Source organism: Ruegeria sp. YTSA168 (assembly GCF_059610045.1).
Map to the genome: position 1 here is coordinate 148,666 of NZ_JBXWMW010000003.1, position 25,318 is coordinate 173,983.

Annotated in this window: 23 protein-coding genes; 10 read left to right on the forward strand and 13 right to left on the reverse strand. The window is 58.7% G+C overall.

The genetic code is table 11. The features are described 5' to 3' along the window. Positions 1 to 10 precede the first annotated feature (10 nt). A complete protein-coding gene (locus AC2FFE_RS07355) occupies positions 11 to 535 on the reverse strand; it encodes a component of SufBCD complex (RefSeq protein WP_496846304.1) in 525 nt (174 codons plus the stop codon). A gap of 119 nt (positions 536 to 654) precedes the next feature. On the opposite strand from AC2FFE_RS07355, the gene hemB reads away from it, so the two are divergent. The 4 genes from hemB to AC2FFE_RS07375 all read left to right on the forward strand — a co-directional run bounded on the left by hemB (position 655) and on the right by AC2FFE_RS07375 (position 5,499). Further along, positions 655 to 1,653, forward strand: coding sequence for a porphobilinogen synthase (hemB, locus tag AC2FFE_RS07360; RefSeq protein WP_496817590.1), 999 nt, complete (start codon positions 655 to 657; stop codon positions 1,651 to 1,653). A 144-nt stretch (positions 1,654 to 1,797) separates the two neighbouring features. Next, complete coding sequence (locus tag AC2FFE_RS07365) at positions 1,798 to 2,370, forward strand: lipid-binding SYLF domain-containing protein (protein WP_496817589.1); 573 nt, start codon at positions 1,798 to 1,800, stop codon at positions 2,368 to 2,370. Between the two features lie 163 nt (positions 2,371 to 2,533). Then, positions 2,534 to 4,996, forward strand: a complete 2,463-nt coding sequence (locus tag AC2FFE_RS07370) for a penicillin acylase family protein (protein ID WP_496846305.1) — start codon at positions 2,534 to 2,536, stop codon at positions 4,994 to 4,996. 107 nt (positions 4,997 to 5,103) lie between these two features. Continuing rightward, positions 5,104 to 5,499: a nuclear transport factor 2 family protein gene (locus tag AC2FFE_RS07375; protein WP_496846306.1), complete on the forward strand. Its 396-nt coding sequence runs from the start codon at positions 5,104 to 5,106 to the stop codon at positions 5,497 to 5,499. A gap of 3 nt (positions 5,500 to 5,502) precedes the next feature. Here the strand turns inward: AC2FFE_RS07375 and hflX are convergent, their stop codons facing one another. The 4 genes from hflX to trkA all read right to left on the reverse strand — a co-directional run bounded on the left by hflX (position 5,503) and on the right by trkA (position 10,058). Next, on the reverse strand, positions 5,503 to 6,774 hold the full coding sequence (gene hflX, locus AC2FFE_RS07380; protein WP_496846307.1) for a GTPase HflX: 1,272 nt from the start codon (positions 6,772 to 6,774) through the stop codon (positions 5,503 to 5,505). Beyond that, positions 6,774 to 7,013, reverse strand: a complete 240-nt coding sequence (gene hfq, locus AC2FFE_RS07385) for an RNA chaperone Hfq (protein WP_010440340.1) — start codon at positions 7,011 to 7,013, stop codon at positions 6,774 to 6,776. The genes hflX and hfq overlap by 1 nt, the downstream gene beginning before the upstream one ends. Before the next feature lie 130 nt (positions 7,014 to 7,143). Beyond that, a complete protein-coding gene (locus tag AC2FFE_RS07390; RefSeq protein WP_496846308.1) occupies positions 7,144 to 8,682 on the reverse strand; it encodes a TrkH family potassium uptake protein in 1,539 nt (512 codons plus the stop codon). Beyond that, positions 8,682 to 10,058 (reverse strand): Trk system potassium transporter TrkA, encoded by a 1,377-nt coding sequence (gene trkA, locus AC2FFE_RS07395; protein ID WP_496846309.1) that lies wholly within the window; start codon positions 10,056 to 10,058, stop codon positions 8,682 to 8,684. The genes AC2FFE_RS07390 and trkA overlap by 1 nt, the downstream gene beginning before the upstream one ends. Positions 10,059 to 10,154: 96 nt before the next feature. Between trkA and AC2FFE_RS07400 the strand changes: the two genes are divergently transcribed. Further along, positions 10,155 to 10,634 carry a hypothetical protein gene (locus tag AC2FFE_RS07400; protein WP_496846310.1) on the forward strand — a complete coding sequence of 160 codons (480 nt, stop codon included), beginning with the start codon at positions 10,155 to 10,157 and terminating at the stop codon, positions 10,632 to 10,634. Here AC2FFE_RS07400 and AC2FFE_RS07405 read toward each other — a convergent pair. The 7 genes from AC2FFE_RS07405 to dusB form a co-directional block, all read right to left on the reverse strand. Continuing rightward, positions 10,626 to 11,789, reverse strand: a complete 1,164-nt coding sequence (locus AC2FFE_RS07405) for an MFS transporter (protein ID WP_496846311.1) — start codon at positions 11,787 to 11,789, stop codon at positions 10,626 to 10,628. The genes AC2FFE_RS07400 and AC2FFE_RS07405 overlap by 9 nt on opposite strands. A 43-nt stretch (positions 11,790 to 11,832) precedes the next feature. Further along, positions 11,833 to 12,429 carry a helix-turn-helix domain-containing protein gene (locus AC2FFE_RS07410; RefSeq protein ID WP_496817582.1) on the reverse strand — a complete coding sequence of 199 codons (597 nt, stop codon included), beginning with the start codon at positions 12,427 to 12,429 and terminating at the stop codon, positions 11,833 to 11,835. 27 nt (positions 12,430 to 12,456) lie between these two features. After that, positions 12,457 to 13,866, reverse strand: coding sequence for a nitrogen assimilation response regulator NtrX (ntrX, locus tag AC2FFE_RS07415; protein WP_496817581.1), 1,410 nt, complete (start codon positions 13,864 to 13,866; stop codon positions 12,457 to 12,459). Then, positions 13,863 to 16,151, reverse strand: a complete 2,289-nt coding sequence (locus AC2FFE_RS07420; protein ID WP_496846312.1) for a sensor histidine kinase NtrY-like — start codon at positions 16,149 to 16,151, stop codon at positions 13,863 to 13,865. The genes ntrX and AC2FFE_RS07420 overlap by 4 nt, the downstream gene beginning before the upstream one ends. A 99-nt stretch (positions 16,152 to 16,250) precedes the next feature. Then, entirely contained in the window at positions 16,251 to 17,618 is a 1,368-nt protein-coding gene (locus tag AC2FFE_RS07425; protein ID WP_496846313.1) for a response regulator, read from the reverse strand. Then, positions 17,618 to 18,700 (reverse strand): two-component system sensor histidine kinase NtrB, encoded by a 1,083-nt coding sequence (locus AC2FFE_RS07430; RefSeq protein WP_496846314.1) that lies wholly within the window; start codon positions 18,698 to 18,700, stop codon positions 17,618 to 17,620. The genes AC2FFE_RS07425 and AC2FFE_RS07430 overlap by 1 nt, the downstream gene beginning before the upstream one ends. Continuing rightward, positions 18,697 to 19,680 (reverse strand): tRNA dihydrouridine synthase DusB, encoded by a 984-nt coding sequence (gene dusB, locus AC2FFE_RS07435; protein ID WP_496846315.1) that lies wholly within the window; start codon positions 19,678 to 19,680, stop codon positions 18,697 to 18,699. Before dusB ends, AC2FFE_RS07430 begins: the two co-directional genes overlap by 4 nt. 184 nt (positions 19,681 to 19,864) lie before the next feature. On the opposite strand from dusB, the gene AC2FFE_RS07440 reads away from it, so the two are divergent. The 5 genes from AC2FFE_RS07440 (at position 19,865) to AC2FFE_RS07460 (ending at position 24,646) form a co-directional block, all read left to right on the forward strand. Continuing rightward, positions 19,865 to 20,995: a bifunctional 2-C-methyl-D-erythritol 4-phosphate cytidylyltransferase/2-C-methyl-D-erythritol 2,4-cyclodiphosphate synthase gene (locus AC2FFE_RS07440; RefSeq protein WP_496846316.1), complete on the forward strand. Its 1,131-nt coding sequence runs from the start codon at positions 19,865 to 19,867 to the stop codon at positions 20,993 to 20,995. Continuing rightward, a complete protein-coding gene (locus AC2FFE_RS07445; protein WP_496846317.1) occupies positions 20,992 to 21,489 on the forward strand; it encodes a phosphatidylglycerophosphatase A family protein in 498 nt (165 codons plus the stop codon). Before AC2FFE_RS07440 ends, AC2FFE_RS07445 begins: the two co-directional genes overlap by 4 nt. Then, on the forward strand, positions 21,486 to 21,962 hold the full coding sequence (locus AC2FFE_RS07450) for a CinA family protein (RefSeq protein ID WP_496817574.1): 477 nt from the start codon (positions 21,486 to 21,488) through the stop codon (positions 21,960 to 21,962). The genes AC2FFE_RS07445 and AC2FFE_RS07450 overlap by 4 nt, the downstream gene beginning before the upstream one ends. A 287-nt stretch (positions 21,963 to 22,249) precedes the next feature. After that, positions 22,250 to 22,930, forward strand: a complete 681-nt coding sequence (locus AC2FFE_RS07455) for an orotate phosphoribosyltransferase (protein WP_496846318.1) — start codon at positions 22,250 to 22,252, stop codon at positions 22,928 to 22,930. Between the two features lie 225 nt (positions 22,931 to 23,155). Further along, the gene (locus AC2FFE_RS07460; RefSeq protein ID WP_496817572.1) at positions 23,156 to 24,646 is read left to right on the forward strand and encodes a replicative DNA helicase; all 1,491 of its coding nucleotides are present in this window, start codon (positions 23,156 to 23,158) and stop codon (positions 24,644 to 24,646) included. 3 nt (positions 24,647 to 24,649) lie between these two features. On the opposite strand, the gene AC2FFE_RS07465 is transcribed toward AC2FFE_RS07460, so the two are convergent. After that, on the reverse strand, positions 24,650 to 25,189 hold the full coding sequence (locus AC2FFE_RS07465; protein WP_496846319.1) for a GNAT family N-acetyltransferase: 540 nt from the start codon (positions 25,187 to 25,189) through the stop codon (positions 24,650 to 24,652). Positions 25,190 to 25,318: the final 129 nt, after the last annotated feature.

Genomic DNA, 25,318 nt, shown 5'->3' on the forward strand with positions numbered 1-25,318 from the left:
TCAGATTACGCTATCCCAGAACGCCAATCGAGAGGTTCTGATACATGCCCCAGAGCGAAGTGACCAGTATCGAGATCATGCCGATGATTTGCGTGTACAAGCGACAACGCGACAGGGATTTTGCGACCCTGTCCATAGTCAGTTCATGCTGTCTTAGGCGACGGGCGTGGAAGATGTTAATCACCGTGACGATGGCCATTGGAAACATCAACAGAAACAGGGCCTGTGCAAACTCGACCCCATAGTAAAAGCCCATCGTCGCCATGCCGGTAAAGACAAAGCAGACCAACGCCAACATAATAACCCCGGACATTTCAAGGAAATATAGCAAACGATTGGTATTGATCCGCACGATGTCCAGCAGATCAACCTCAACCTGCCCCCCCACACGACGCGCACGAACGACCAGATCGTAAGGGACCCCCATTACCCAATGGCTGGCCGTCGACCACATGACGGCAAGGACGATCCAGAACCACAGATTCGAAAAGCTGCGCATGTCGATGAGTTCGAAGATCGAGGTGTACCAGTCCAAACCCAGCCCTTTATTCAAAATCCTCAGGGGGTTCTATCGCAGCGGCGCGTTCATTGGTACCCTTGAGCCCTTGGCGAATTCATGCCACCCAATGCGGCAATGTTCAAGGAGGACGCGCCATGAAACCGACCATCGCCCCCTACCCTTTGACCCGCTTTCGCCGGGCCCGCCAATCCGGTGCGATCCGGGCACTGGTGCGCGAAAGCACATTAACCACAGATGATCTGATCTGGCCCGTCTTTGTACGTGATGGTGAAGGGATCGAGGAACCTGTCCCATCGATGCCGGGCGTTGTGCGCCGTTCTGTCGATCTGATCACGAAGGCCGCAGTTGAGGCGCAGGCGTTTGGTATCCCCGCGATTTGCATTTTCCCTTACACGGACGCGGCACTGAAAACCGAAGACTGCGCCGAGGCCTGGAATCCTGACAACCTGTCGAACCGGGCCATCCGCGCAATCAAAGCAGCGGCGCCGGACATGGCAATCATGACCGATGTGGCGCTGGATCCTTACAACATCAACGGCCATGACGGCTATGTGGTGGATGGCGAGATCATGAATGATCAGACCATTGAGGCGCTGGTCAAGATGACTCTGGCACAAGCCGAAGCCGGGGCCGATATCATCGGACCGTCAGACATGATGGATGGCCGGATCGGCGCGATGCGTTCGGCGCTGGAAGGCGCAGGCCATCATAACGTGATGATCCTCAGCTACGCCGCAAAATATGCAAGCGCCTTTTATGGCCCCTTCCGCGATGCGGTGGGCGCGTCCGGCGCGCTGACCGGTGACAAGAAGACCTATCAGATGGATCCGGCGAATTCGAACGAAGCGATGCGTCTGATCGAACGCGATCTGACCGAAGGGGCCGATATGGTGATGATCAAGCCCGGTATGCCCTATCTGGATATCTGCCGCCGCGTGAAGGACACGTTCGGCGCGCCCACCTATGCCTATCAGGTCTCGGGCGAATACGCGATGATCCAGGCCGCGGCGCAAAACGGCTGGATCGATGGCGACAAGGTGATGCTGGAAAGCTTGCTGGCGTTCAAACGCGCCGGATGTGATGGCATCCTAACCTATTTCGCCCCGCAAGTCGCGCGCATCATGCAGGGCTAAAACCCTTGTTTGTCGCGGTATTTCGCCGATCTCCGCTGAGCAGACCAAAGCTTTCCCGTGACATGGCGCGGCAATCGGCGTATTCTTGCACATAAGATCGGGATCACCCGACATATCAGGCACATAATACAAGAGACAGGAAACATGAGCAGTTCCCAATCCCCCCGACTGAGCCGTCGCGGCTTTGCCTTTGGCATGGCCGGGCTGACCGTAACCGCCGCTTGCGGAAACGGTGTCGGCAACGCGAACGCAGCCACGATTGATGCGCGCGTCGATGCAACCCTGACCGAAATGTACAGCCGTTACCCCAACACGGTTGAAATTGCCAGCAAAGCCAATGGCTTACTGGTCATGCCATTGATCACCGAAGCCGGGTTTGTCTTTGGCGGTGGATATGGTCGCGGCGCATTGCGCATCAATGATGCAACGGTCGATTACTACTCGGCCGTTAAAGGCACGGCGGGTCTGCAGATCGGGGCCCAGCAATACGCCCATGTGCTGTTCTTCATGACCGAAGACGCGCTGAATGATTTCCGCCGCTCCAGCGGTTGGACCGCCGGGGCCGATGTGGGCTATGTGGTCAGTGATCAGGGTGAATCCTTGTCAACCGACACCACAACGCTGCGTTCACCGGTTCTGGCCGCCGTCTTCGGGCAGGCTGGTCTGCAAATCGGTGCCACAGTTGAAGGCACCAAATACACCCGCATTATTCCCTGAACCAGTTGCACCACCCCCCTTGGCTAACCCCGTCGTGGTATTTGCGGCGGGGTTTGTCTTTGTCCGGGTTTGGCGCAAGTTCCCCCCGCGTTCCTCTTTTGATTAGGGGCCCCATCCTTTAGTCTTTGCGCAAACAGAAACTGAACGGGTATGTGGGGCAACTATGGGTCTTGTTTTTCGCTGGCTGGTGCGTATCACCTCAGGCCTGATCCTGCTGGTGCTTGCAGCGATTGGTTTGATCTATTATCTGGCCAGCCAGTCCCTGCCCGATTACGATCAAACCCTTGAAGTAAAAGGGGTATCCGCCCCTATTGAGATCATTCGAGACACCGCCAACGTCCCCCATATTCTGGGGGAAACAGACCCGGATGTGTTCTTTGGTCTGGGCTTTGCCCACGCGCAGGACCGCCTGTGGCAGATGACGGTGATGCGCCGCACCGCACAGGGCCGTCTGTCCGAGATCTTCGGGGCCCGTACCGTGCCTATCGACAAACTGCTGCGCCGCCTTGATCTCTATGGATTGGCTCATCGTTCATTCGATGCGCAGGACGACTATACCAAAGCCGCGTTGCGCGCTTATGCGGCTGGCGTCAATGCCCGTCTAAGCCAGATCAACGAAGACGCGCTTGGTCGCGGCGCGCCCGAGATGTTTCTGTTCAACGCTCCGGTATCTCCCTGGCAACCGGGCGACAGCATCGCTGTGATCAAGCTTATGGGACTACAGCTTTCCGGCCACCTGCAGGATGAGGTTCTGCGCGCCCGCACCTCTTTGATGTTGAACGACCCTGCGCGCCTGGCCGACATATTGCCGGACGTTCCCGGCGCCGGGATCGCGGCCCTGCCGGAATATGCCGACCTATTCCCAGGTCTTCCCCGATACGCAGCGGGGACAGATATGCCTGATACGCCCCTATCACCCTTCCCGAAACGCGGGCTGGCTGGGGCCTCAAACGCCTGGGGTGCTGCGCCCGCGCGTTCGGCTAGCGGAGGTACCTTGCTGGCCAATGACCCGCATTTGGGGTTCACCGCACCCGGCATTTGGTATCTGGCGCGTCTTGGGCTGGAAAACGGTGGCGTGATCGGCGCGACGATCCCTGGAATTCCCGCCGTCATGAGCGGACGCAGTGATCGGCTGGGCTGGGGGCTGACCTCGTCCTATCTGGACGATCAGGACCTGCATATCGAGCAATTGAACCCGGATAACCCCGAAGAATATCTGACGCCCGACGGGTACAAGGAATTCCGCACGCGCCCGTCGATCATTGAGATCAAGGACGAAGCGCCCATTACCCTGACCCTGCGTTGGACCGAGAACGGTCCCGTGCTGCCCGGCAGCCACTACGATCTTGAAACCGTGACACCACCGGGTCATGTCGTTTCCTTGTCGTGGACGGCGCTGAGCCCCAACGACACTTCGATGACCGCGTCGATGGGTCTGATGAACGCAAACTCGGTCTCAGAGGCCATCGAAACCGCCGAACTGTTCATCTCACCTTCACAAAACCTGTCGCTGGTCGACACGGACACCATTGGCATGAAGCTGATCGGCGCAATGCCCCAGCGCAATCTGCGCAATCAAAGCAAGGGTCGCATCCCAACCCCTGGCTGGATCGAGGCCAACCGATGGCAAGGTCGCCTGCCTTACGCCAATAACCCGGAATTTGTGTCTCCGGTCGGGGGGCTGCTGGGCAACACCAACAATAAGATCATCGACCGCCCCTTTCCCAACCATGTCTCTTACGAATGGGGCGATACGCAGCGCGTCCATCGTTGGGAACGCCTGATGCAATCGCGCGAGGTTCACACCCGCGACAGCTTTATCGAGGCACAACTGGACACGGTCAGCTTCACCGCGCGGTCGCTGCTGCCTCTGATCGGGGCTGATCTGTGGTTCACCGGCGAATCCGCGCCCGAGGGCACACCGGAACGTCAGCGCCAAATCGCCCTGTCCCTGCTGGCCGACTGGAATGGTGAGATGAATGAACATCTGCCCGAGCCACTGATCTATGCAGCCTGGCTGCGCGCCCTGCAAATCCGTTTGATCGCGGATGAGCTTGGCCCACTGGCCAGCGAATACAAACATGTCGAACCTTTGTTCATTGAACGGGTGTACCGCGATATCGATGGCGCCTCGGTCTGGTGTGATGTGCGCCAAAGTGCGCCGGTTGAAACCTGCACGGACATGGCGCGGCTGGCGCTGGACGATGCGTTGATCTGGATCTCCGAAAACTACGGGCGCGCGCTGGAAACCTTGCGTTGGGGCGATGCCCATCAGGCCACCCATGACCACCCCGTTTTGGGAGAAGTGCCCGTGCTGCGCTATTTCGTAAACATCCGCCAATCGACCAGCGGAGGGGACAACACACTGCTGCGCGGTCGCACCTCGGGCGAAGGGCCCAATCCGTTCCAGAACGTGCACGGCGCAGGCTATCGCGGCGTCTATGACTTCGCCGATCCCGACAGTTCGGTCTTCATCACGTCCACCGGGCAGTCTGGGCATTTCCTGTCACGCTACTACGATGATCAGGCACAGCTGTGGCGACGCGGTGAGTACATCCCGATGTCGCTGGATATCGATCTGGCGCGTGCGGCCGCCGTTGGTGTGACCAACCTGATCCCGCAATAATCCGCCCATTCGGCGACTCCCCGCCCCGTTTGGTGGGGCGTCATGGAATGGTTGACCAATTTCGCTTACCATCCTGGCACCGATCTTCTGGGACCAAGGGGGCAATTATGGCCAGCATTCGGGATAAATTGAATACGTTGGCACGCGACTACGCAATCGCATGGAGCTCCGGCGACCCCAAAGCTGTCGCCAGTTTCTTCGCGCCGGACGGCCAAATCATCATCAACCGTGGCGATCCTCATCAGGGGCAAGCCGCGATTGCCGAAATGGCGCGCGGGTTCTACGCCGAATTTCCCGATCTTGAGGTGCGATGTGACATGTTTCGCTGGGCCGGATCACACGCGATTTTTGTCTGGACGCTGGAGGGCCATCATGCCGAGACCGGAAATCATGTGGTCACACGGGGTTGGGAAGAGTGGGAGCTGACCCCGGAACACAAGGTTAAATCCTCTTTGGGCTGGTTTGACGCCGATGAGTATCAACGTCAAATCGACGGCAGCTAGCGGTCAGAGCCCCGCGTATTGCGCGGCCTGCTTCTCGGTCCACAAGACGGTGATTTCAAACCCATCCTCGGTCTGTTCCTCGGATCGAACCACATCCTGACGGAACAACCAGGCGCGTTTGTCGCCCTCAGAGAAGCCCAGAGACAGCGTGATCTGATGGCGCACGCCTTGCAGTTTACGTGCAATCTCGGCCAGCAGCGGGTCGACCCCGTCGCCGGTCACAGCCGAGATCGCAAAGATCATTGGGTCACGCTCGGCCCGAGCCAGTGTCGCCTCTTTCTCGTCAGCCTCCAACAGGTCGGTCTTGTTCCAAACCTCGAGCATTGGGCGTTCATCATCTACACCAAGTGCGGTCAGAATCGCCTGCACATCTTCGGCCTGCGCCTGCGAGTCTTCATGGCTGATATCGCGCACATGGACGATCAGATCGGCGCCCAGAACTTCTTCCAGCGTGGCGCGGAAGGCTGCAACCAGTTCGGTTGGCAGGTTCGAGATAAAACCCACCGTGTCTGACAGGATCACCTCGGGCCCATCCGGCAGAACGACCCGTCGCATAGTCGGGTCCAGCGTGGCAAACAGCATGTCCTTGGCCATCACCTCAGCCCCGGTCAGACGGTTGAACAACGTTGATTTCCCGGCGTTGGTATACCCAACAAGCGCCACGATCGGATACGGTACCTTGGCCCGCGCCGCACGATGCAGTGTTCGGGTTTTAACCACTTTCTGCAATTGGCGGCGCAGCCGGACCAGTTGCTCATCAATGGCACGACGGTCCGCTTCGATCTGAGTTTCACCGGGACCGCCGACAAAACCCAAGCCGCCTCGCTGTCGTTCCAGATGGGTCCAGGCGCGTACCAGACGCGTGCGTTGATAGCTGAGCGCTGCCATCTCGACCTGCAACACCCCTTCACGGGTGCGGGCGCGGTCGCTGAAGATCTCCAGGATCAAACCGGTCCGATCAAGGATCTTGACCTTCCACGCCTTTTCCAGATTGCGCTGCTGTACAGGTGTCACGGGACCATCGATCAGAACCAACTCGATCTCGGCATCATGCAGACGCTCGGCCAGTTCTTCGATCTTTCCGCTGCCGAACAGCAATCCGGGTTGGGCCCGCTGAAGGCGCACAACCTCGGACCCGATCACATCCAGATCGGGCAATGCGGCGGCCAGTGCCACCGCCTCTTCCAGCGCTGGTTCGGGAACGCGGCGCTGTTCATCTGATTTGATTTCAGGATGCAGCACCCAGGCCCGGGTGTGCGCCCTTTCATGTTCCATCAAGAGGCGTCTTCGCCCTCATACAGGCTGATCGGCTGCGATGGCATGATCGTCGAAATTGCATGTTTGTATACCAGCTGCGACTGTCCGTCGCGGCGCAACAATACGCAGAAATTGTCGAACCAAGTGATCACACCCTGCAATTTTACACCATTGATCAGGAAAATCGTGACCGGGACCTTTGCTTTCCGTACATTGTTCAGGAACGCGTCCTGAAGATTCTGTCTGTCCGAAGCCATATTTTATTAACTCGCCGTTGTTCTTGCTACGCGCTGCGGACCAACGCGCTCCCTCCGGGGGAGTATGGAGTGCTGCGCACAGATATTCCAGATGAAAAATCAGGCAGTAACGCCAGACCTTCGTATTGGCTCAATCCCGCCACAGCGACGGGGTGATCAAGGCAATGATAGCCAAAGCCTCCAACCGGCCAATTACCATTGCCGCGCACAGGGTCAGTTTCGCCCCCGCCGACAAGTCAATCAGGCGGATCGGCACGTCGGTTGCAAGCTCGATCAACGGCCCGGTTGTGCTCAGCGCGGCCACGCTGAGAACCATGGCCTGTTCAAACCCCGCCCCCATCGCAGCCAGCAACAGGTTGAACACCGCCAGCGTCAGGGCAAACAACATCAGGAAGATCCACGCGATAAAGGCACCGTCACTCTGGATGCGTCGGTTACCGCCATCGGCGCCGCTGACCGATGAGGGATGGATCAGGCGGTCAATCTCGCGCGCTCCGTTCAAGTAGAGGGCAAACACCCGCAGCAGTTTGACCCCACCGGCCGTAGTGGCCACGCCACCGCCGACCAGCGCAAGCCCCATCAGGATCAAGCCCGGCGTGCCAAGACCCGAGATTTGCTGAGCATCATTCCAGTTGGCGCTTTCGAACCCGGCGGTTGTCAGGAAGGACAAACCTGTGAACAACATGCCCCAGACCACTTGAAGGGCTTGCAAAGGCTGCATCTGGCCCCCAATCTCGCTCACACCGGCCCAAACGCGGACAAATAGCAAAACGGCAACCCCAAGCACGATCATCAGGCCAATCCTGAATTCGGGGTCTTTGTCTAACCGTGAAAAACCGCTCGTGGCTGTGTCTGCCGAAAAGGTCAGTCGGGACAAGGCGAAGAACAGGAACAGAAACAGGATCGCCTCACCCGTAAAGCCCGCCTGCGCCCCCTCAAGCCCCCCTACGGGGGATATGCCAGACGTCGCCATGATCGACATCGCATGACAGATCGCGGTCAGGCCTTGCTCTCCGGCAATCAGCAACAACACGCAGATCACCGCCGTCAATCCAGCATAAACAGGCGTCAACGTACGGGTTACTCGGATCACGCGACCACGCGGGTCGATCCTTTCGCTTTGTGCGACGCCAGAGACGGGGCGCCCCGGCTGCCCCTTGGCCGTGACCTCGAACCCGCCCAGCGACAAAGGCGCAAGGATCGCGGCCGCCGAAATCCACATCAGCAGGCCACCCATCCAGCCGACAAAGGCGCGCCAAAGATGTAAGGGAGCACTCAGGCGATTAGGGTCGGGAAACAAATCCGCCCCGGTTGTGGTCATCGCACTCACCATGTCGAAATAGGCGTTCAGAAAGGAGGTATTGCCCAGCGCGTCATGAAACGGGATGGCCAGGAAAATCGGCAGGACTGTAAAACACCCCAGCAAAACCGCCAACTGCCCCAATGTTCCACGCCGCGGAATCCGGTTTGATGAGGCCAGCGCAATTGTGGAAACCAGAAACAGGCCCAGAATGCCGGAATACAAGAACGACCGCGACGTATCGTGGTCATCCAGCACCAATGCGTAGATCGCCGGAATCCACATTGTGATCGAAACACAGCCCCATATCAGCAAGAACAGCGGTATTCGCCGCAAAACACCGATCTGTTGTGGTCTCGCGCGCGCCATCAGAAGAAATCGATCGAGACCTGCATCAGCCGTTCCACCTCGGGCACATCCTTGGCCATGGCAAAGATGGCAACCACATCCTTTTCGTCGATCCGCAGACTGCCAGTGGGGCGTAGCAGTTCATCGCCTTTGCGAATTGCCCCAACCAGAACGCCTTCAGGGAAATCGATATCGCGCAGTTTCTGCCCGGCCATGGGCGAGGTCGACAGGACCTCGGCCTCGATCACCTCGGCCTCGGCATCGCCGATGGAATAGACCTGCCGCACGCGACCATGGCGAATATGGCGCAGGATCGAACTGACCGTTGTCGCGCGCGGGTTGATATAGGCGTCAATACCCAGCGGCCCCATCAACGCCACCATCGACGGATCGTTGATCAGCGCAATCGCCAAAGCGCAGCCCTCGGCCTTGGCGCGTACAGCCGCCAGCATGTTGGTGCGATCATCATCCGTGACGGCCAGCATCGCATCTGCGCGGTCAATCCCCGCCTCTCTCAGCAGGTTCGAATCCAGCCCGTCACCATGCAGAACAATCGTCCGCTCCAGCGCCTCGGCGGCCTTTTCGGCACAGTGGCGATCACGTTCAATGATCTTCGCCCGCACGCGGCCTTCACGCTCTTCCAGAGTATGCGCGACTTCCAGACCAACATTACCACCGCCGACGATCACCACCCGGTCCTGGCGTTTCTGCGACTTGCCGAATACCTCCATCGTGCGGTCCACATCATTCACGCTGGCAAAGACATAGCATTCGTCGCCGACAAACAGCTGATCCTCGGATTCCGGAGCGAACAATGTGCCCTCGCGCCGAACACCCACCACCACAGAACTGAGCGTCGAGAACAAATCCGTCAGTTGGCGCAGAGGCGTGTTGACGATCGGGCAATCCTCTTCGATGCGGATGCCCAATAACTGCGCCTTGCCATCCATGAACATCTCGGTGTCAAAGGCCGATGGCGCCGACAGGCGACGCATGGCGGCGGCGGCCACCTCGCGTTCGGGACTGATCACAACATCAATAGGCAGATGATCGCGGCGGTAGAGGTCGGAATGGATCGCTTCGAGATATGATTTCGACCGCAATCGCGCGATCTTGCGCTGGATCGAAAAGACCGAATGCGCCATCTGGCAGGTGACCATATTCACCTCATCCGAATGGGTCGCGGCGATGATCATATCGGCATCACGGGCCCCTGCCCGGTCCAAAACGTCGGGATAACTGGCAAAGCCTGCGATCCCCTGAACATCCAGTGTCTCGGTCGCGCGGCGCACCAGATCAGGATTGTTATCCACCACGGTCACGTCGTTCAATTCGCCGGAAAGATGCCGTGCGATCTGCCAGCCAACCTGACCCGCACCGCAAATGATGACCTTCATGTTTCTGGCCCTTCTTCCTGAAATCTTTGAATGACAGATGCCCCCGATACGGTCAATTGAATTGTCATCTTCACCTGTGTGGGGCAAGATAAGCACATGAAAACGCTTGGTCCCCTTCTGATTTCACTGATGGCGCTGTCCGCCTGTGGACCGCTGTCGCTGTATTATCAAGAAGGTGAGAGCGTCTCGCGCATGCAGACCGAGACCACGCAATGTCAAGTTCTGGCACTCAAGGACGCGCCGGTTGCAAATCAGGTCCGGCAAGGGCCGCCAACCTATTGGCCGGGCAGAACATATTGCGATGGGCGTGGGTCCTGCTATCGCTCGCCCGGCTGGTGGGAACCCGGTCAGATCTATACGGTCGATGTGAACAAGAACCTGCGCAACAAGGTCGAGGCACAATGTATGGCCCAAAAAGGCTATCGTCCGGTCAGTCTGCCGCCCTGTAAACGGGCTGTGAAATCGGGTGTCCCCGTGCAGCGCACCACGACATTGCCGCCTCTGACCACGCAATCCTGTTTCGTCAAATTCGATGACGGCTCATTCCAGATCATTTCGCCCGGTCAGTCAGGCTGAATCCCTGTTAGCGGCACGCCTGCGGGCCAGCGCCCAATGCGCCAGGATGGCAAGTGCGTAAATAGCGATGACGCTGATCAGCATCCCAGCCTCATCGACCCGCCACAGAACCGCCAACAGAACCGGCGTACCCAGCAAATTGCCAGCATTGCCCATCTGCGCCATCGCGCCGTAGCCGAGCGCCTGAGTTTCAGCGGATTGGTTCAGAATCGGCACGGCCGCAAAGCTGCCGCCCTGCACGAGGCCCAACACCGCAAACAGTGCGACACAGATCAACTCCAGCGGCAGACCAGCAAAAACGCCCAAGATAGACAGGATCGCAAGCGCAAACCCCAGATTAACCACCGCAACGCCTGACATCACGTTGAGCAAGACCGGCACCGCCACCAAGCTCAGCGCAATCCCGGCCAGCGGCATCAGACCCGCAACAGTCGCGCTGATGTCATCCGGCAAGCGCCCCGGCAGGATCGCCAGCAGCGAGACGAACGTCAGGGTGTAAAAAAACCAGCCTATTGCCGGGGCCGATACGAATGGCGAGCGGTAGGTGCGCAGATGCACTGCCCACAGTTCTCGCCAATGCCACGGAGCGGGTTCGGCTGTCTGTATGACCTTTAGTCGAAGGATCGGGATCAATGCCGCGATGGCGATCATCAGGATGCCATGCAACGCAAAGTAGACGGACAGGCCATAGATTTCGATCAAGGGCAGCCCAAGCCAGGCATTCAGTGCAAAGGCCACGCCGAAGAACGTGCTCCACAAAACCATGGCCATATTGCGCGCTTTGCAGGTTGTGATCTGTGCAATCAAGGTTGGTGCAGCCACAACAATTGCCAGATGGGACAGACCCTCGACAAATCGGCTGGCGAGCATGATCTGAAAGCCCGGCCCGGTCGCCTGATAGATCGAAAGTGCACCACCAAGCACAAGGCCGAATGTCAACAGCTTGATCGGCCCAACGCGGCCCACGATTGACCCGGATACCGCGCCAAGAACAGCTCCAAGCAGGCTGATGATCGACAGCAGCCAACCCATGGTTTCGGCGTGATCGGGGTAGAGTTGCAATACCTCGGGAAATGGCACAGCAATCTTGGCAAACTGCGTCGCGGCACCCAGCCCCGCCAGCCAAAGTAAGAGAACCTGAAACAGTTGCGTCATAAGGCGCTTCTACAGCGCCCGGTCAGGGCGGGGAACGCATAAATTATGCGGCCTGGCGCCGGGCGCCGCTGACCAGTCGCACCGGTGTTCCATCCGACAGATAAAGGCGCTCCCAAATGATCTCTCCGGCACTGATGCGAATGCGATCATGCACAGCTTCAGAAGTCAGAAAGGACTTTGGCATGGGTGTGTGGGCATCCCACCACCCTTCCCGGTCCAACTCGGCCTCGGCCTGTTGAATTTCCTCGGTAGCAAACTGCCAAAGAGATACGCCCAACAGTGCATTCTGGCTGGTTTTCCAGTCCCTTGCCCGGCTGGCGGAATAGGCAAGGCATCTATGGCTGGCCTCCTCGACCAGATGAAGGCAATCCGATGAGGTCTCAACCAGTCGTCGCAGGGCGCTGTCATCTGCGCGTGCCGGTCCGAACGCGGCGAAGACCGCCTGCTGCGTATCTGGTGGCGGGGTTTGTCCGCCCCGCTCCCAACGTGAAACAGTTGCCTGATCGACCTGCAACAACTCGGCCAGATGAGATTGCTTGTAACCGATGGATTGACGCAGGCGTTTCAGGCGCTTGCCGAAACCCGGATAGGCGCAAGACCTCAGGCTGATACCACCCGGTTTTGACGGAACTGTATGCATCGCCCCCTGCCTTATGAGACCTGCAGATTACTCTGCCGGTTCCGGCTCATCTATTTGCGCCACCCGCGCCCCGGATTTGTTCGAGGTTACAACACCCAGCGATTTCAGCTTGCGATGCAGCGCGCTGCGCTCCATCCCGACAAAGCTGGCGGTGCGGCTGATATTGCCACCAAAGCGGTTGATCTGGGTCAGCAGGTATTCCCGCTCGAACGCCTCACGCGCTTCGCGCAGCGGCAGGGTCGCGAGAGCACCCGACAGAACGACGCGGCCCGATTCTTCGGCCTTGTCCTCATCGCTTGGCAGCTCGCGCGCCTCAATCGGGCCGGTCCCATCACCAAGGATCAGCACGCGTTCGATCAGGTTCTTCAACTGGCGCACATTGCCGGGCCAAGTCATGGTTTGCAGCAGGGCCACAGCCTCTTCCGACAGCTCGCGCATCGGCAAGCCTTGGGTTTCGTTGCACATTTCGATGAAATGCTGGGCCAGAACAGGGATATCCTCGCGCCGGTCTTCCAGCGATGGCACGTCCACTGGCACAACGTTCAGACGGTGATACAGCTCTTCCCGGAACCGTTCGGCTGCGATCTCTTCGTCTAGATCCTTGTTGGTGGATGATATGACGCGCAAGTCCACCCGCACCTTGTCGCTGCCACCCACGCGCTGGAACTGTTGATCCACCAGCACCCGCAGGATTTTCGACTGCGTACCCAGAGGCATATCGGCAACCTCATCAAAATAGACCACACCACCATGGGCCTCTTCCAGCAACCCTGGTTCGACCCCGCGTTCTGAGGATTCTCGGCCAAACAGAACCTCTTCGACCCGCTCTGGCTCGATCCCAGCGCAATTGACGGTCACAAAAGGCGCGTTGGCGCGGTTTGAATGCGCGTGGATATACCGAGCCGCAATCTCCTTGCCTGACCCGGCTGGGCCGCTCAGCATCACGCGACCATTCGATTTTGTGACCTTGTCCAACTGGCCCTGCATTGCCCGGAACGAGGCGGATTTGCCGATCATATCCGAGCTGCTGACTTCTTTGCGCTTGAGCGAGGCATTCTCGCGGCGCAGGCGAGAGGTCTCCATCGCGCGGCGGATCACCACCATCAACTGATCAATGTTAAAGGGCTTCTCGATAAAGTCATACGCGCCCTGCTTGATCGCGGCGACCGCAATCTCAATATTACCGTGGCCCGAAATGATCACCACCGGCACATCCGGGTTGTCGCGCTTCACCGTCTTCAGGATATCGATCCCGTCCATACGGCTGTCTTTCAGCCAGATATCCAGGATCAACAACCCTGGCGGCTCGGAATTGATCGACGACATGCACTCATCCGAGTTTGCCGCCAGCCGGGTGGAATAGCCTTCGTCCTCCAGAATGTCGGACACCAGTTCGCGAATATCGCGTTCGTCATCTACGATCAGAATGTCGCTCATCTTTGGCCTGCTTTCAGTTTGTTGGTTTTAATCGCCTGTTTTTGTGGCGCTGAATTTGGTGGGAGGGACGCCCCCGGTAAACGGATCACCGCCATTGCGCCGAAATGGTCCTGTCCGTCGAATACGGGCGCGTCTTCCAAGGTCAGCGCTCCGCCATGTTCTTCGATGATCTTCTTGACGATGGGCAGGCCCAGCCCGGTCCCTTCGTCGCGTGTGGTTACATAAGGTTCGAACAAGCGTGCGCGATCTTCGGGAAGGCCAATACCATTGTCGGCAATGGTGATGATCGTGCCCGCATCATCCGTGGAAACGGCCACTTTTATCTGTGGCTTCAGATTCTCGGGCGCGCCTTTTTCTTTCAAGGTTCCAATGGCCTCGCCCGCATTCTTGATCAGATTTGTCAACGCCTGGTTCAGCATGGTTGCATCCAAATCAGCCGTGATCGACTGTTCCGGCAAATCCGCATCGATTTGCACATCTGGCTGACCCGCCTGCTGCAGCAAAACGGCCTCACGCACCAACGCAACCACATCCTCCTGTCGCCGCTCTGGTTCCGGCATCCGTGCAAATTTTGAGAACTCATCGACAATGCGCCGCAGGTCATTGGTTTGCCGGACAATCACATCGGTCATTGACTCGAGCGTGTCGCAATCTGCCTCATCCAGTTTGGATGAGAATTTGCGTTTAATCCGTTCGGCACTTAGTTGAATCGGTGTCAGCGGGTTCTTGATCTCATGCGCGATGCGCCGGGCCACATCACCCCAGGCGGCCATACGCTGGGCGCTGACCAGATCAGTGACATCATCAAAGGCCACCACGTAACCCTCAAGCGGGCCATCCTCACCCCGACGCGTGGCCATGCGCACAAGCAGGTTTTCCAACTGCCCTTTGCGTGTCACCTTGATCTCGCCCTGTACGGCCTCCTGCCCGCCCTCTTTCAGGCTTTCAAACAGCGGCAGGAATTCGGGCACTGCGATACCGATCGACAGATGTTGTTCGCCCCGCGACCAGTCCAGCAAACGCTCGGCCGAACGGTTCACGAAGGTTATACCGCCTTCGGGGTCAACACCCACAACGCCCGATGTGACCGAACTCAGCACGGAATCAAACAGTCGGCGGCGGCTTTCAATCTGGCGCGTGTTTTCCAGCAGCGTATCGCGCTGGCCTTTAAGCTGCCGGGTCATTTGGTTGAAATACCGGCCCAGCATCGCGATTTCGTCGTCGCTGGCCTCTTCAATGACCTGTACGCTCAGATCGCCGGCACCGACGCGTTGCGCGGCTGTGGTCAGACGACCGACAGGGCGCGACAGGCGTTCGGCAAACCACATGCCCAGAGACATCGCGGCAAGGATAAGGATCAAGGCAAACCCCAGATACAGAAGGCCAAAGTTAAACAGGACCCTGCCGCGTTCACTTTCAAGCTGCTGGTAGAACTGCGCCGTTTCCTTGGTATCGTCCAGCAGCGTCAGTAGCTGACCATCAACCTCGCGGCTGACATAGAGGTATCGGTCCAGATAGGCCTGCAGCGGAACAAGCGCGCGGAATTCGTTGTTCTCCCAATCTGCTATGATCAACAGACCGGTATCTGTCGCCTCGACCATCTGCTCGGGTGTGGGTTCTTCGTAGCTGAACAGGTAGGATCGATCCCCGCGCGACCGGATTTCGCCACTGCCATCGATCACATAAGCCTCGCGCAGACCCCGTTGGATTTGCGCCTGCCCCTGCGCCAGAACCTCACGCAATTCCGCGTCCGAGATATAGAAATCGCGGGCCCGCGCGTTGTCCAGAAACAGCGCCAGAACGGCTGCATCCTGGGTCAGACCCTGCCGGTGTTCCAGCTCATACGCCTCCGCCGCAGTCAGCGATGACCCGACAACCTGACGCACGCGGTCTGAAAACCAGCCCTCAAGGCCGATATTCACGGTCAGACCTGCGAAGATGGCAACGGTGACTGTTGGTACCAGAGCCAAGAGCGTAAACGCCCCGATCAGGCGCAAATGCAGGCGAGACCCCGCCGATTTCGCGCGTCTGGCTGCGATCAGTGAGCCCAACTGGCTGAGCACCAGCGCCGCCACAACAAGGACATAAACAAGGTCGGCAAGCAGAATCAGCCGCAGGGTCGGCGCGGTCGCGCCCAAGTCAAACGGACCAATGACCAGATAGGTCGCTAGCGCCAGCACTGGCCCTAGAAGAACCAGCCCCAAGGTGCCGAAATTGCGCAGTTTTCGGGATTTTCGCCATCGACTAATTGATGGGATAATCCCGCTCTGTGCTCGGGTTGCCACCGTCTGCCCTCATCCTGATGTGTCGCTTCCGCGACTGACCGCCATATGTCGTGGTCGTTTCCCCGGAGATACCCGGATGCCACGGTTTGTGTGGCGATATTACATCAGTTTGCGACGGCGTGTCACCTGAATATCGAGGTCAGTAATCTTTTTCCGCAGCGTATTTCGGTTTATCCCAAGCAAATCAGCGCATTTTGCTTGATTGCCGCCTGTTGCCTCCAGCGCAATTTCAATCAGCGGGGCCTCTACCTCGCGCAAAATGCGCTGATACAGGCCCGGAGGCGGCAGCATGTTGCCGTGCAGATCAAAGTAACGCCGCAGATGCCGTTCCACCGAGGTGGACAGCTTCTCGCGCTCGCCCCCACTCAGCACAGGTTCGGCCTCGGGCTGGCTGCCCAGCACCATCTCGACCTCGGCTTTTGAGATTTCATCAGCGCGGCTGGTCAGGCTAAGACGACGGACCGCGTTCTCCAACTGCCGCACGTTGCCGGGCCAGGAGTAGCGACGGATCAATTCAACCGCATCCGGGCTGAGCCAGCGCTTAGTGCCGCTATCACGCTCTTCGCGGGCCAGAAAATGCTCGGCCAGCAAGGTGATATCATCCACACGCTCGCGTAGGGCCGGTACGTGGATCGTCGCGCCGCATAGGCGGTAGTACAGATCCTGCCGGATGCGACCACCTTCCATACCTTCGGCCAGATCCGACTGGCTCGTGGCCATGAAACGCGGCACGTGATCGCCGGGGGTGTCCATCATACGCACGATGCGCGCCTGAAGCTCATCATCCAGATCGGAGATCTCATCAATCAACAGCGTACCTCCACGCACGCGCGCCATGACGCGGGCGGGCCCCTCCAAATCACGCAGGTCTGCGGCTGTGGCGGTTACAAACGGCAATGTACGACGGTCCGAGAAGTCGTGAATTGCCCGCGCGATCAGAGATTTACCGGTTCCACTTTCACCAGAAATCATGACCGACAGATCGGTATTCATCACCCGTGCGACTAATCGATACAGTGACTGCATGACGGATGTGCGCCCGACCAGAGGCAACTCGTCCGGGCGTTCATTCGCTTCTGCCTCGGGTTCTGATTGCAGGCGCTGCTTTTGTTCCAGTGCGCGTGCGGTGCGTTTCATCAAATCGGGCAAATCGAAGGGTTTGGGCAAATAGTCATAGGCATCCGCCTCAGCCGCCTGGATCGCCGTCATGATGGTATTCTGGGCCGAAATCACAATCACCGGCAAACCGGGGCGGTCTTGTGCGATTTTCGGCAGCATTTCTAAACCGTTCCCGTCCGGCATGACCACGTCCGAAATCACCACATCCCCTTTGCCTTCACCGACCCATCGCATCAGCGTGGTCAGCGAAGATGTGGCATGCACTTTGCATCCGGCCCGAGTCAGGGCCTGAGTCAGAACAGTGCGGATCGTGCGGTCGTCATCTGCAACCAGAACGGTGCCATCCATCAGGTGCTCTCCTTCGTTATGCTCTCTGCCGGCGCGCGGCGCAGCGACAGTTTGAAAACGGTGCGTCCCGGAACGGAATCGGCCGAGATCCAGCCGCGATGGTCCGAGATGATCTTGCTAACCAGCGCCAGCCCCAGCCCCGTTCCATTTTCCCTGCCCGAGACAAATGGGTCGAAAATATCGCTGCGAATATCCTCAGGCAGTCCAGGGCCATCATCGATGATCTCAATCTGCAACGGCAGCGAATGACCCGAGCCGTCACTACGACGCAGGCGGAACGAATGTTCGAAATAGGTGCGCAGGCGGATAGTGCCGCCATTCGGGCCAGCGGCCTCGGACGCGTTTTTCAACAGATTCAGAACCACTTGCAGGATTTGATCCGGGTCACCATAGGCCAGCGGCAGCGATGGATCGTAATCCTCGATAATGGTCATATCCGCGCCGAACCCCAGCAAGGCCGAACGGCGCGCGCGGTCCAGAACGTCGTGGATGTTGACCGGTTTGAAGTCGGGTTGCTGCAGGTTTCCGAATTGCTCAACCTGCTCCAGCAACTTCACGATACGGCGACTTTCCGCAACGATAAGATCTGTGAGTTCAAGGTCTTGCGCTGAGATATTCATGCTAAGAAGCTGCGCCGCGCCCGTGATACCGGCCAGCGGGTTCTTGATTTCATGTGCCAGCATCTCTGCCATGCCGATGGCGGATTGCGCTGCTGACTTAACCGTGTTGCCACGGGTCATGCGCCCCGCCAATTCGCGTGGCGAGATGATCATGATCATTGATCCCGGATGCCCAACAAGCGGCGCGATCTGTAGCGCGCATTGCAGCGGCGCGCGGTTGCCTGACCCGACATCCACATCATTGACAAACAGGGGCGTGCCTTGATGACGCGCGCGCAGAAACGCCTCCTCCAGCGGGGCGTCCACGGCGATCTGGTCCCAGACCGGATGACCGATCACCGACTTTCGCGACGCGTTCAGGAAACCCTCGCCCGAGGAGTTCACATCGGAAATCCGATCCTCCTGGTCGATGATGAAGGCCGGAACGGGTAATGAGTTCCAGATGCTCTGATCCGAAGTCATGCGGCTACCTCAGCTGCGCAATCCAGCGCCTCATCAAGCAGGCGCAGCACCTCTTGCGTATCACGTGAGGTCAAAACAGCCCGACGCAGGGGTGCGGGTGTTCCGGCTTCATCCATGTACCAGCCCAGATGCTTGCGTGCGACGCGCAGGCCCAGATCGGTGCCGTAGAAATCGAGCATGGCTTGATAATGGGCGCGCACCATCTCGACCAATTCAGCGCCTTTGGGGATTTCCGGCGCGTCGGTGCCGTAGATGTCGTGGCATATCTGCGCCAGAAGCCAGGGTTTTCCCTGCGCGCCCCGCCCGACCATCACCCCATCTGCACCCGACTGTTCCAGCGCCGTGCGTGCCGCACTGGTATCAACAATGTCGCCATTGGCAATGACGGGAATCGACACCGCCTGTTTCACCGCTCGGATCGCCTGCCAATCGGCGTGGCCTTTGTAGAACTGGCAGCGCGTGCGCCCATGTATCGTGACCATCTTGATACCCGCCCCTTCGGCCCGGCGCGCCACATCAGGCGCGTTCAGTAGCGCATCATCCCAGCCCAGCCGCGTTTTCAGGGTGACGGGTACATCGACCGCCTCAACCACCGCTTCGATCAGGGTCAGGGCATGATCTGGCGTTTTCAGAAGGGCCGAGCCGGAATAACCATTGGTCACCTTCTTGGCCGGGCAGCCCATGTTGATGTCGATCACCCGCGCGCCCCGATCGGCAACCTGACGGGCGGCCTCGGCCATCCAATGCGCCTCGCGCCCGGCAAGCTGTACGGCGGTGTTCTCGACATCCGCCGACAGTTCCGCCCTTTCGCGCACGCCAGGCTTGGCTTGCACCATCTCCTGGCTGGCGACCATTTCGCTGACGACCATGCCCGCTCCAAACCGCATCACCAGATCGCGGAACGGGCGATCCGTGATTCCAGCCATTGGTGCCAGCAGCACAGGCGGGTTCAGAGTTTTGTCAGCAAGATGCAGGGTCAACGTGCTTAATCCTTGAGCAGTTGGGGTTTTGATATCGAATCCGGGGCATATGAACAACAAAACGACCACCCACAAGCCTGCAAAATCATCACACGCTTAATTTTTAGGCAGATTGACGCGGGTGATTGCCTCTGCATTCACCGCCCCCTAAACAATGGCCAAAATCAACGGAGCAAACGTCAGTATGACAACCGCCGCCATCATCGTTGCCGCCGGTCGCGGAACCCGCGCCGGAGGAGGCACGCCCAAGCAATGGCGCATGCTGGGCGGGCGCGTGGTAGCCGACTGGACGATCGACAGGTTTCGCACACAAGTCGAACAGATTGTACTCGTGCTATCACCCGACGATTCGGGGGCTTGGGAGGCTTATCGGGACAGTGATCTGATCCTCGCCCCGGGTGGCGCGGATCGAGCGGCATCTGTCCGCAACGGGCTGGATGCGCTGGCGGACCGGGATGTAGATTATGTTTTGATTCATGATGTTGCCCGCCCCTGCGTGGGTGCGGACGTCATTCAGAACGTGATGCACGCACTGAGCAAAAGCCAAGCTGCCGCACCCGGATTGGCCGTTACAGACGCGCTTTGGACCGGGGATGAGAGCACGGTTTCCGGAACGCGGGATCGAACAGGTCTGTTCGCGGCCCAAACGCCGCAGGGTTTTCACTATGATGCGATCACGGACGCTCATGCGGCCCATTCAGGCAGCGCGGCGGATGATGTCGAGGTTGCACGTGCCGCCGGGCTGGACGTGACCATCGTGCCGGGCGATCCGGACAATATCAAAATCACACGACCCGAGGATTTTGCCCGGGCAGAACGGATATTGGGGCTGAATATGGATGTAAGACTGGGCAACGGCTATGACGTGCACCGGTTTGGTGACGGAGATCATGTGATCCTATGCGGTGTGAAAGTACCGCATGACCGGGGGTTGCAAGGTCATTCCGATGCTGATGTCGGCATGCACGCTGTGACGGATGCCATCTATGGCGCTTTGGCGCAGGGCGATATCGGCCAGCACTTCCCCCCTTCAGATCCGCAGTGGAAAGGGGCCGCCAGCGAGATTTTCCTGCGCCACGCTGTCGAGCTTGCCCAAACCATGGGTTACCGCATCTCGAACGTTGATTGTACTCTGGTCTGTGAATACCCAAAGATCGGCCCTCATGCCCAAAAAATGAAAGAAGAAATGTCTAAAATCATGGGATTGCGCACCGATCAGGTCTCGGTCAAGGCAACCACTTCCGAGCGTCTGGGCTTCACTGGCCGTAGCGAAGGCATCGCGTCACTCGCCACAGCCTGCCTGGTAAAAGCATGAGTATCGCGCGTCTGATCGGCACCGTCTGCGGTGTCGGATATCTGCGCCCTGCCCCCGGCACATGGGGATCGCTTGCGGCCCTGCCTCTGGTCTGGGTCCTGCACGTTTTGGGCGGGTTCCCCCTGCTCGTGCTTGCGACGCTCGTCGTGTTCATCGCAGGGTTTTGGGCCACAAAAGTGATGACCGCCGGGCAAGAGGATCACGACCCGTCCGAAATCGTGGTAGATGAGGTCGCGGGCCAGTTCGTCGCGCTCTGGGCCATTTCCTACCCAAGCTGGACACATGGAATCGAGATCACCGCGCTCTGGCCCGGTTGGGTCGCGGGGTTCCTGCTGTTCCGGCTTTTCGACATCACCAAACCCGGCCCTGTTGGCTGGGCGGATCGACGCAATGACGCGATGGGCGTGATGCTGGACGATGTGATCGCCGGGGTCTTTGCTGCCATCGGTATCGTGGTGCTGGCCGGGATCGCACATGGAATACTGGGGCTATGACCGTCGCTGCTCTGCTCGATTTGGCCAAGGCGCATGGCATGATGATCGCCACTGCCGAAAGCTGCACGGGCGGTATGGTCGCCGCTGCGCTGACCGACATTCCCGGCAGCTCTGCGGTGGTCGAGCGTGGATTCGTCACCTACACCAACCGCGCCAAGCAGGACATGCTGGGTGTCCGGGCCGAGACGTTGGAGGCCCATGGCGCCGTCTCAGAACAGGTCGCGCGCGAAATGGCAGAAGGCGCAGTACGAAACTCTCAGGCGCAATTGGCCGTCTCGATCACCGGCATCGCGGGTCCGGGAGGTTCCGAGTTTAAACCCGAGGGGCGTGTGTGCTTCGGGCTGGCTGGTGAGGGGCTGACCACCCTAACTGAAACTGTGGAGTTCGGCGCACCCGGGCGCGACGCTGTGCGGCAGGCGGCACGCGATCATGCGCTGAACCTGTTGCAAAACGCGCTTTCGAAGTTCGACTAGATGACATTGCTTCCTTTGCGTCATTTGCCGCGCTTGCAGCCGTCAAACAGGTTGCACTACTCACCCCGCGTCGCATAGACGCTGTGACCGAAACACCGGCATTCGATCAATCGGCAGACCATGATCGGAGCAATGATCCGAGCAGCCAAGCCCACCTTGGCCGCTCTGCCCGAAAGGGCAAAAAGCGGATCCCACAAGGGTCCGCTTTTCTTTTGTCGCCCTCTCGACTCCGGCCCAAGGGTCAGGCTATCAGCCCGCAACACTCTTTCAGCCCAGAGGTTTGCGCCATGATCCCCAGTTCTTTTCCCGACAGCACCGAAATCGCCCGCCTGACCGCTCGGATGCTGCTGGAGATCAAAGCCGTTCATTTCAATTCGCGCGAACCATTCACATTGTCCTCGGGCCTGCCCAGCCCAACCTATATCGATTGTCGCAAGCTGATCTCATACCCGCGAATCCGCTCGACGCTGATGGATTTTCTAACCGTCACCGTGATGCGCGACGCAGGATTTGAGGCATTCGACAATATCGCCGGGGGCGAAACGGCAGGTATCCCATTTGCGGCGATGGTCGCCGAACGCATGGCCTTGCCCATGACCTATGTGCGCAAGAAGCCCAAAGGTTACGGCCGTAACGCCCGGATCGAAGGCGCGATGAGCGAAGGCGAACGGGTACTGTTGGTCGAGGATCTGACCACCGATGGCGGATCAAAGCTGTCCTTCGTCGATGCGATCCGTGAAACCGGCGCGACTTGTGGCCATACGGCGGTGATTTTCTACTATGGCATCTTCCCAGAAACCGAAAAGACCCTTGGCGATCATGGTGTGAAACTGCATTCGCTGTGCACCTGGTGGGATGTCCTGGCCGAGGCCAAAGCACAGGAAGCCTTTGACCAAGAGACACTTGACGGGGTCGAGGCCTTTCTGAACGACCCGCGCGGCTGGCAGGACGCGCGCAAATCCACATAAACCGCCTGTGAACGAATTGGGGATAAGCCCAGAAGAATCGGCCATGCAGCCACGATATCTGGTGACTTTCCCCTCAATTCATACATAATAGGCTACGCATACACGGGCATCCAATCCGTCGGGAAAGTTATCCCAAGACCTTACCGCAGGTTACCCACAGGTATTTCCAGATAGCTTGCGGCAGCGTTTCCTGTGTAAAACCTCCGAACGGGCAGCGGGGACAAGATGAACGAGATCAGCAGTATCGAACAGGCAGCGGCACAGATTCAGAACGCCGAAACCATGCCGCATTCCATTGAGGCCGAGCAGCAGCTTCTGGGTGCGATTCTGACGAATAATGATCTCTATGATCGGGTCGCCTCGATCATCGGGTCCGAACATTTCTATGACCCGGTCCATGCGCGCATTTATGAGGTCGCGGCCAATCGGATTGCGAAGAACGCGCTGGCCTCGCCAGTGACGCTGAAATCCTTCATGGCCGAGGATGAGGGCCTGCAGGAACTGGGTGGCCCGGCTTATCTGGTCAAACTGGCCGGGGCCTCGATCAGTGCTTTTGCCGTACATGACTACGCCCAGATGATCTATGATCTGGCCATTCGGCGCGAGCTGATCCGGCTGGGCCGGGATATCTCGGACAAGGCTGCGCGGGTTGATGTGTCCAGCGAGCCGAAGGAACAGATTATCGAGGCCGAGCAGCAGCTGTATCAGCTGTCGGAACAAGGCCAGACAGAACAGGGCTTTCAATCCTTCCTCAAGGCGGTCACCGAAGCCGTCAATGTCACCAACGAAGCATACCAGCGTGGGGGCGGGATGGCCGGCATCTCGACCGGTCTGGCCGATTTGGATAAGCAGCTGGGTGGCTTGCATCCATCGGACCTGATCATTCTTGCCGGCCGTCCCTCTATGGGTAAAACCTCGCTTGCGACCAACGTGGCATTTAACGTGGCCAAGGCCTATAAACGCGGCACCAAGCCTGATGGCAGTGAAGGCGCGATTGATGGCGGCGTGGTTGGGTTCTTCTCATTGGAAATGAGTGCCGAACAGTTGGCAGGCCGCGTTCTGGCCGAAGCCTCTGAGATTTCCAGCCATAAGATCCGTCAGGGCGACATGACCGAGGCCGAGTTCCGACGGTTTGTGGATGCCGCCAAAGAACTGGAAGCCTGCCCGCTGTTCATCGACGACACGCCGGCCCTGCCCATCGCGCAGCTTGCTGCCCGCGCACGTCGGCTGAAGCGAACACATGGGCTGGACCTGCTGGTGATCGACTATCTGCAACTCTGCCGCGGCATGGCTGACAACCGCGTCAACGAAATCGCCGAGATATCGATGGGCATGAAGGCCATCGCCAAGGAACTGAACATCCCCGTCATCGCCCTGTCGCAGCTTTCTCGTCAGGTGGAAAACCGCGACGACAAACGCCCGCAGCTTTCGGACCTGCGTGAATCGGGCTCGATTGAACAGGATGCGGATGTGGTGATGTTCGTGTTCCGCGAGGAATACTACAAGGAACGCGAAAAGCCCGGCGATCATGAGCTGGAAAAGATGGAAGAGTGGAAGCAGGCCATGGAACGCCTGCATGGCAAGGCCGAAGTGATCGTCGGCAAGCAGCGCCACGGCCCCATCGGCACGGTTGAGCTCTCGTTCGAGGCCCAGTTCACCCGCTTTGGCAATCTGATCAAACCCTGGCAACAAGGCGGCGAGATCGAAGGCTACTGACCCCTACCACAAGGCAGGATTATTCAGCGCCGCAACGCAATGCGATGGCCCCATTAGCGGGGTCAGTTCGTGCCCGTCCAAAGATTGCCCTAGCCAACCATGTGGATAGCTGAGCCTCAGCGGTGGCTGCGCGATCTCTTCCGAAATGGCCAGAAAACCAGTTTTGCGATAGTAGTTTGGATCGCCATAGGTCAGCACCACTTCGACGCCAGAGTCGCGCAGCTGGTCCAGCCCGAAGGTGATCAAAGCCTGCCCAATCCCCGATTTCTGCCGGTCCGTTCGCACCGCCATCGGCGACAGTATAAAGACATCTCGGCTGTCCTGCGGGTAGTTGATCCGAGAAAACGCCACAGCGCCCACCAGTTCCGCATCCTGATACGCGGTGTAAAGCATTACATCAGTCTCAGGCGTCATGCTCAGCAAGTCTTGCACAAACGCGCCGATCAACGCGCCTTCATCAGTGCTCTCCGAGGCTGAAAAGACGTGTTGAAACAGATCGACGACAGCCTGAACATCTGATCCTATACCGGTCGAAAACTCCATGATCCCCTCCGGGCACTGCATCTGTTTTACCGCCCAAAACTGGAAGGCCGCACCTGACCAGACCAGCGTGCATTCGCAATCCCACTTACTATCATCACAGCAACAAACTGCCAGAATTCACAAGAACTT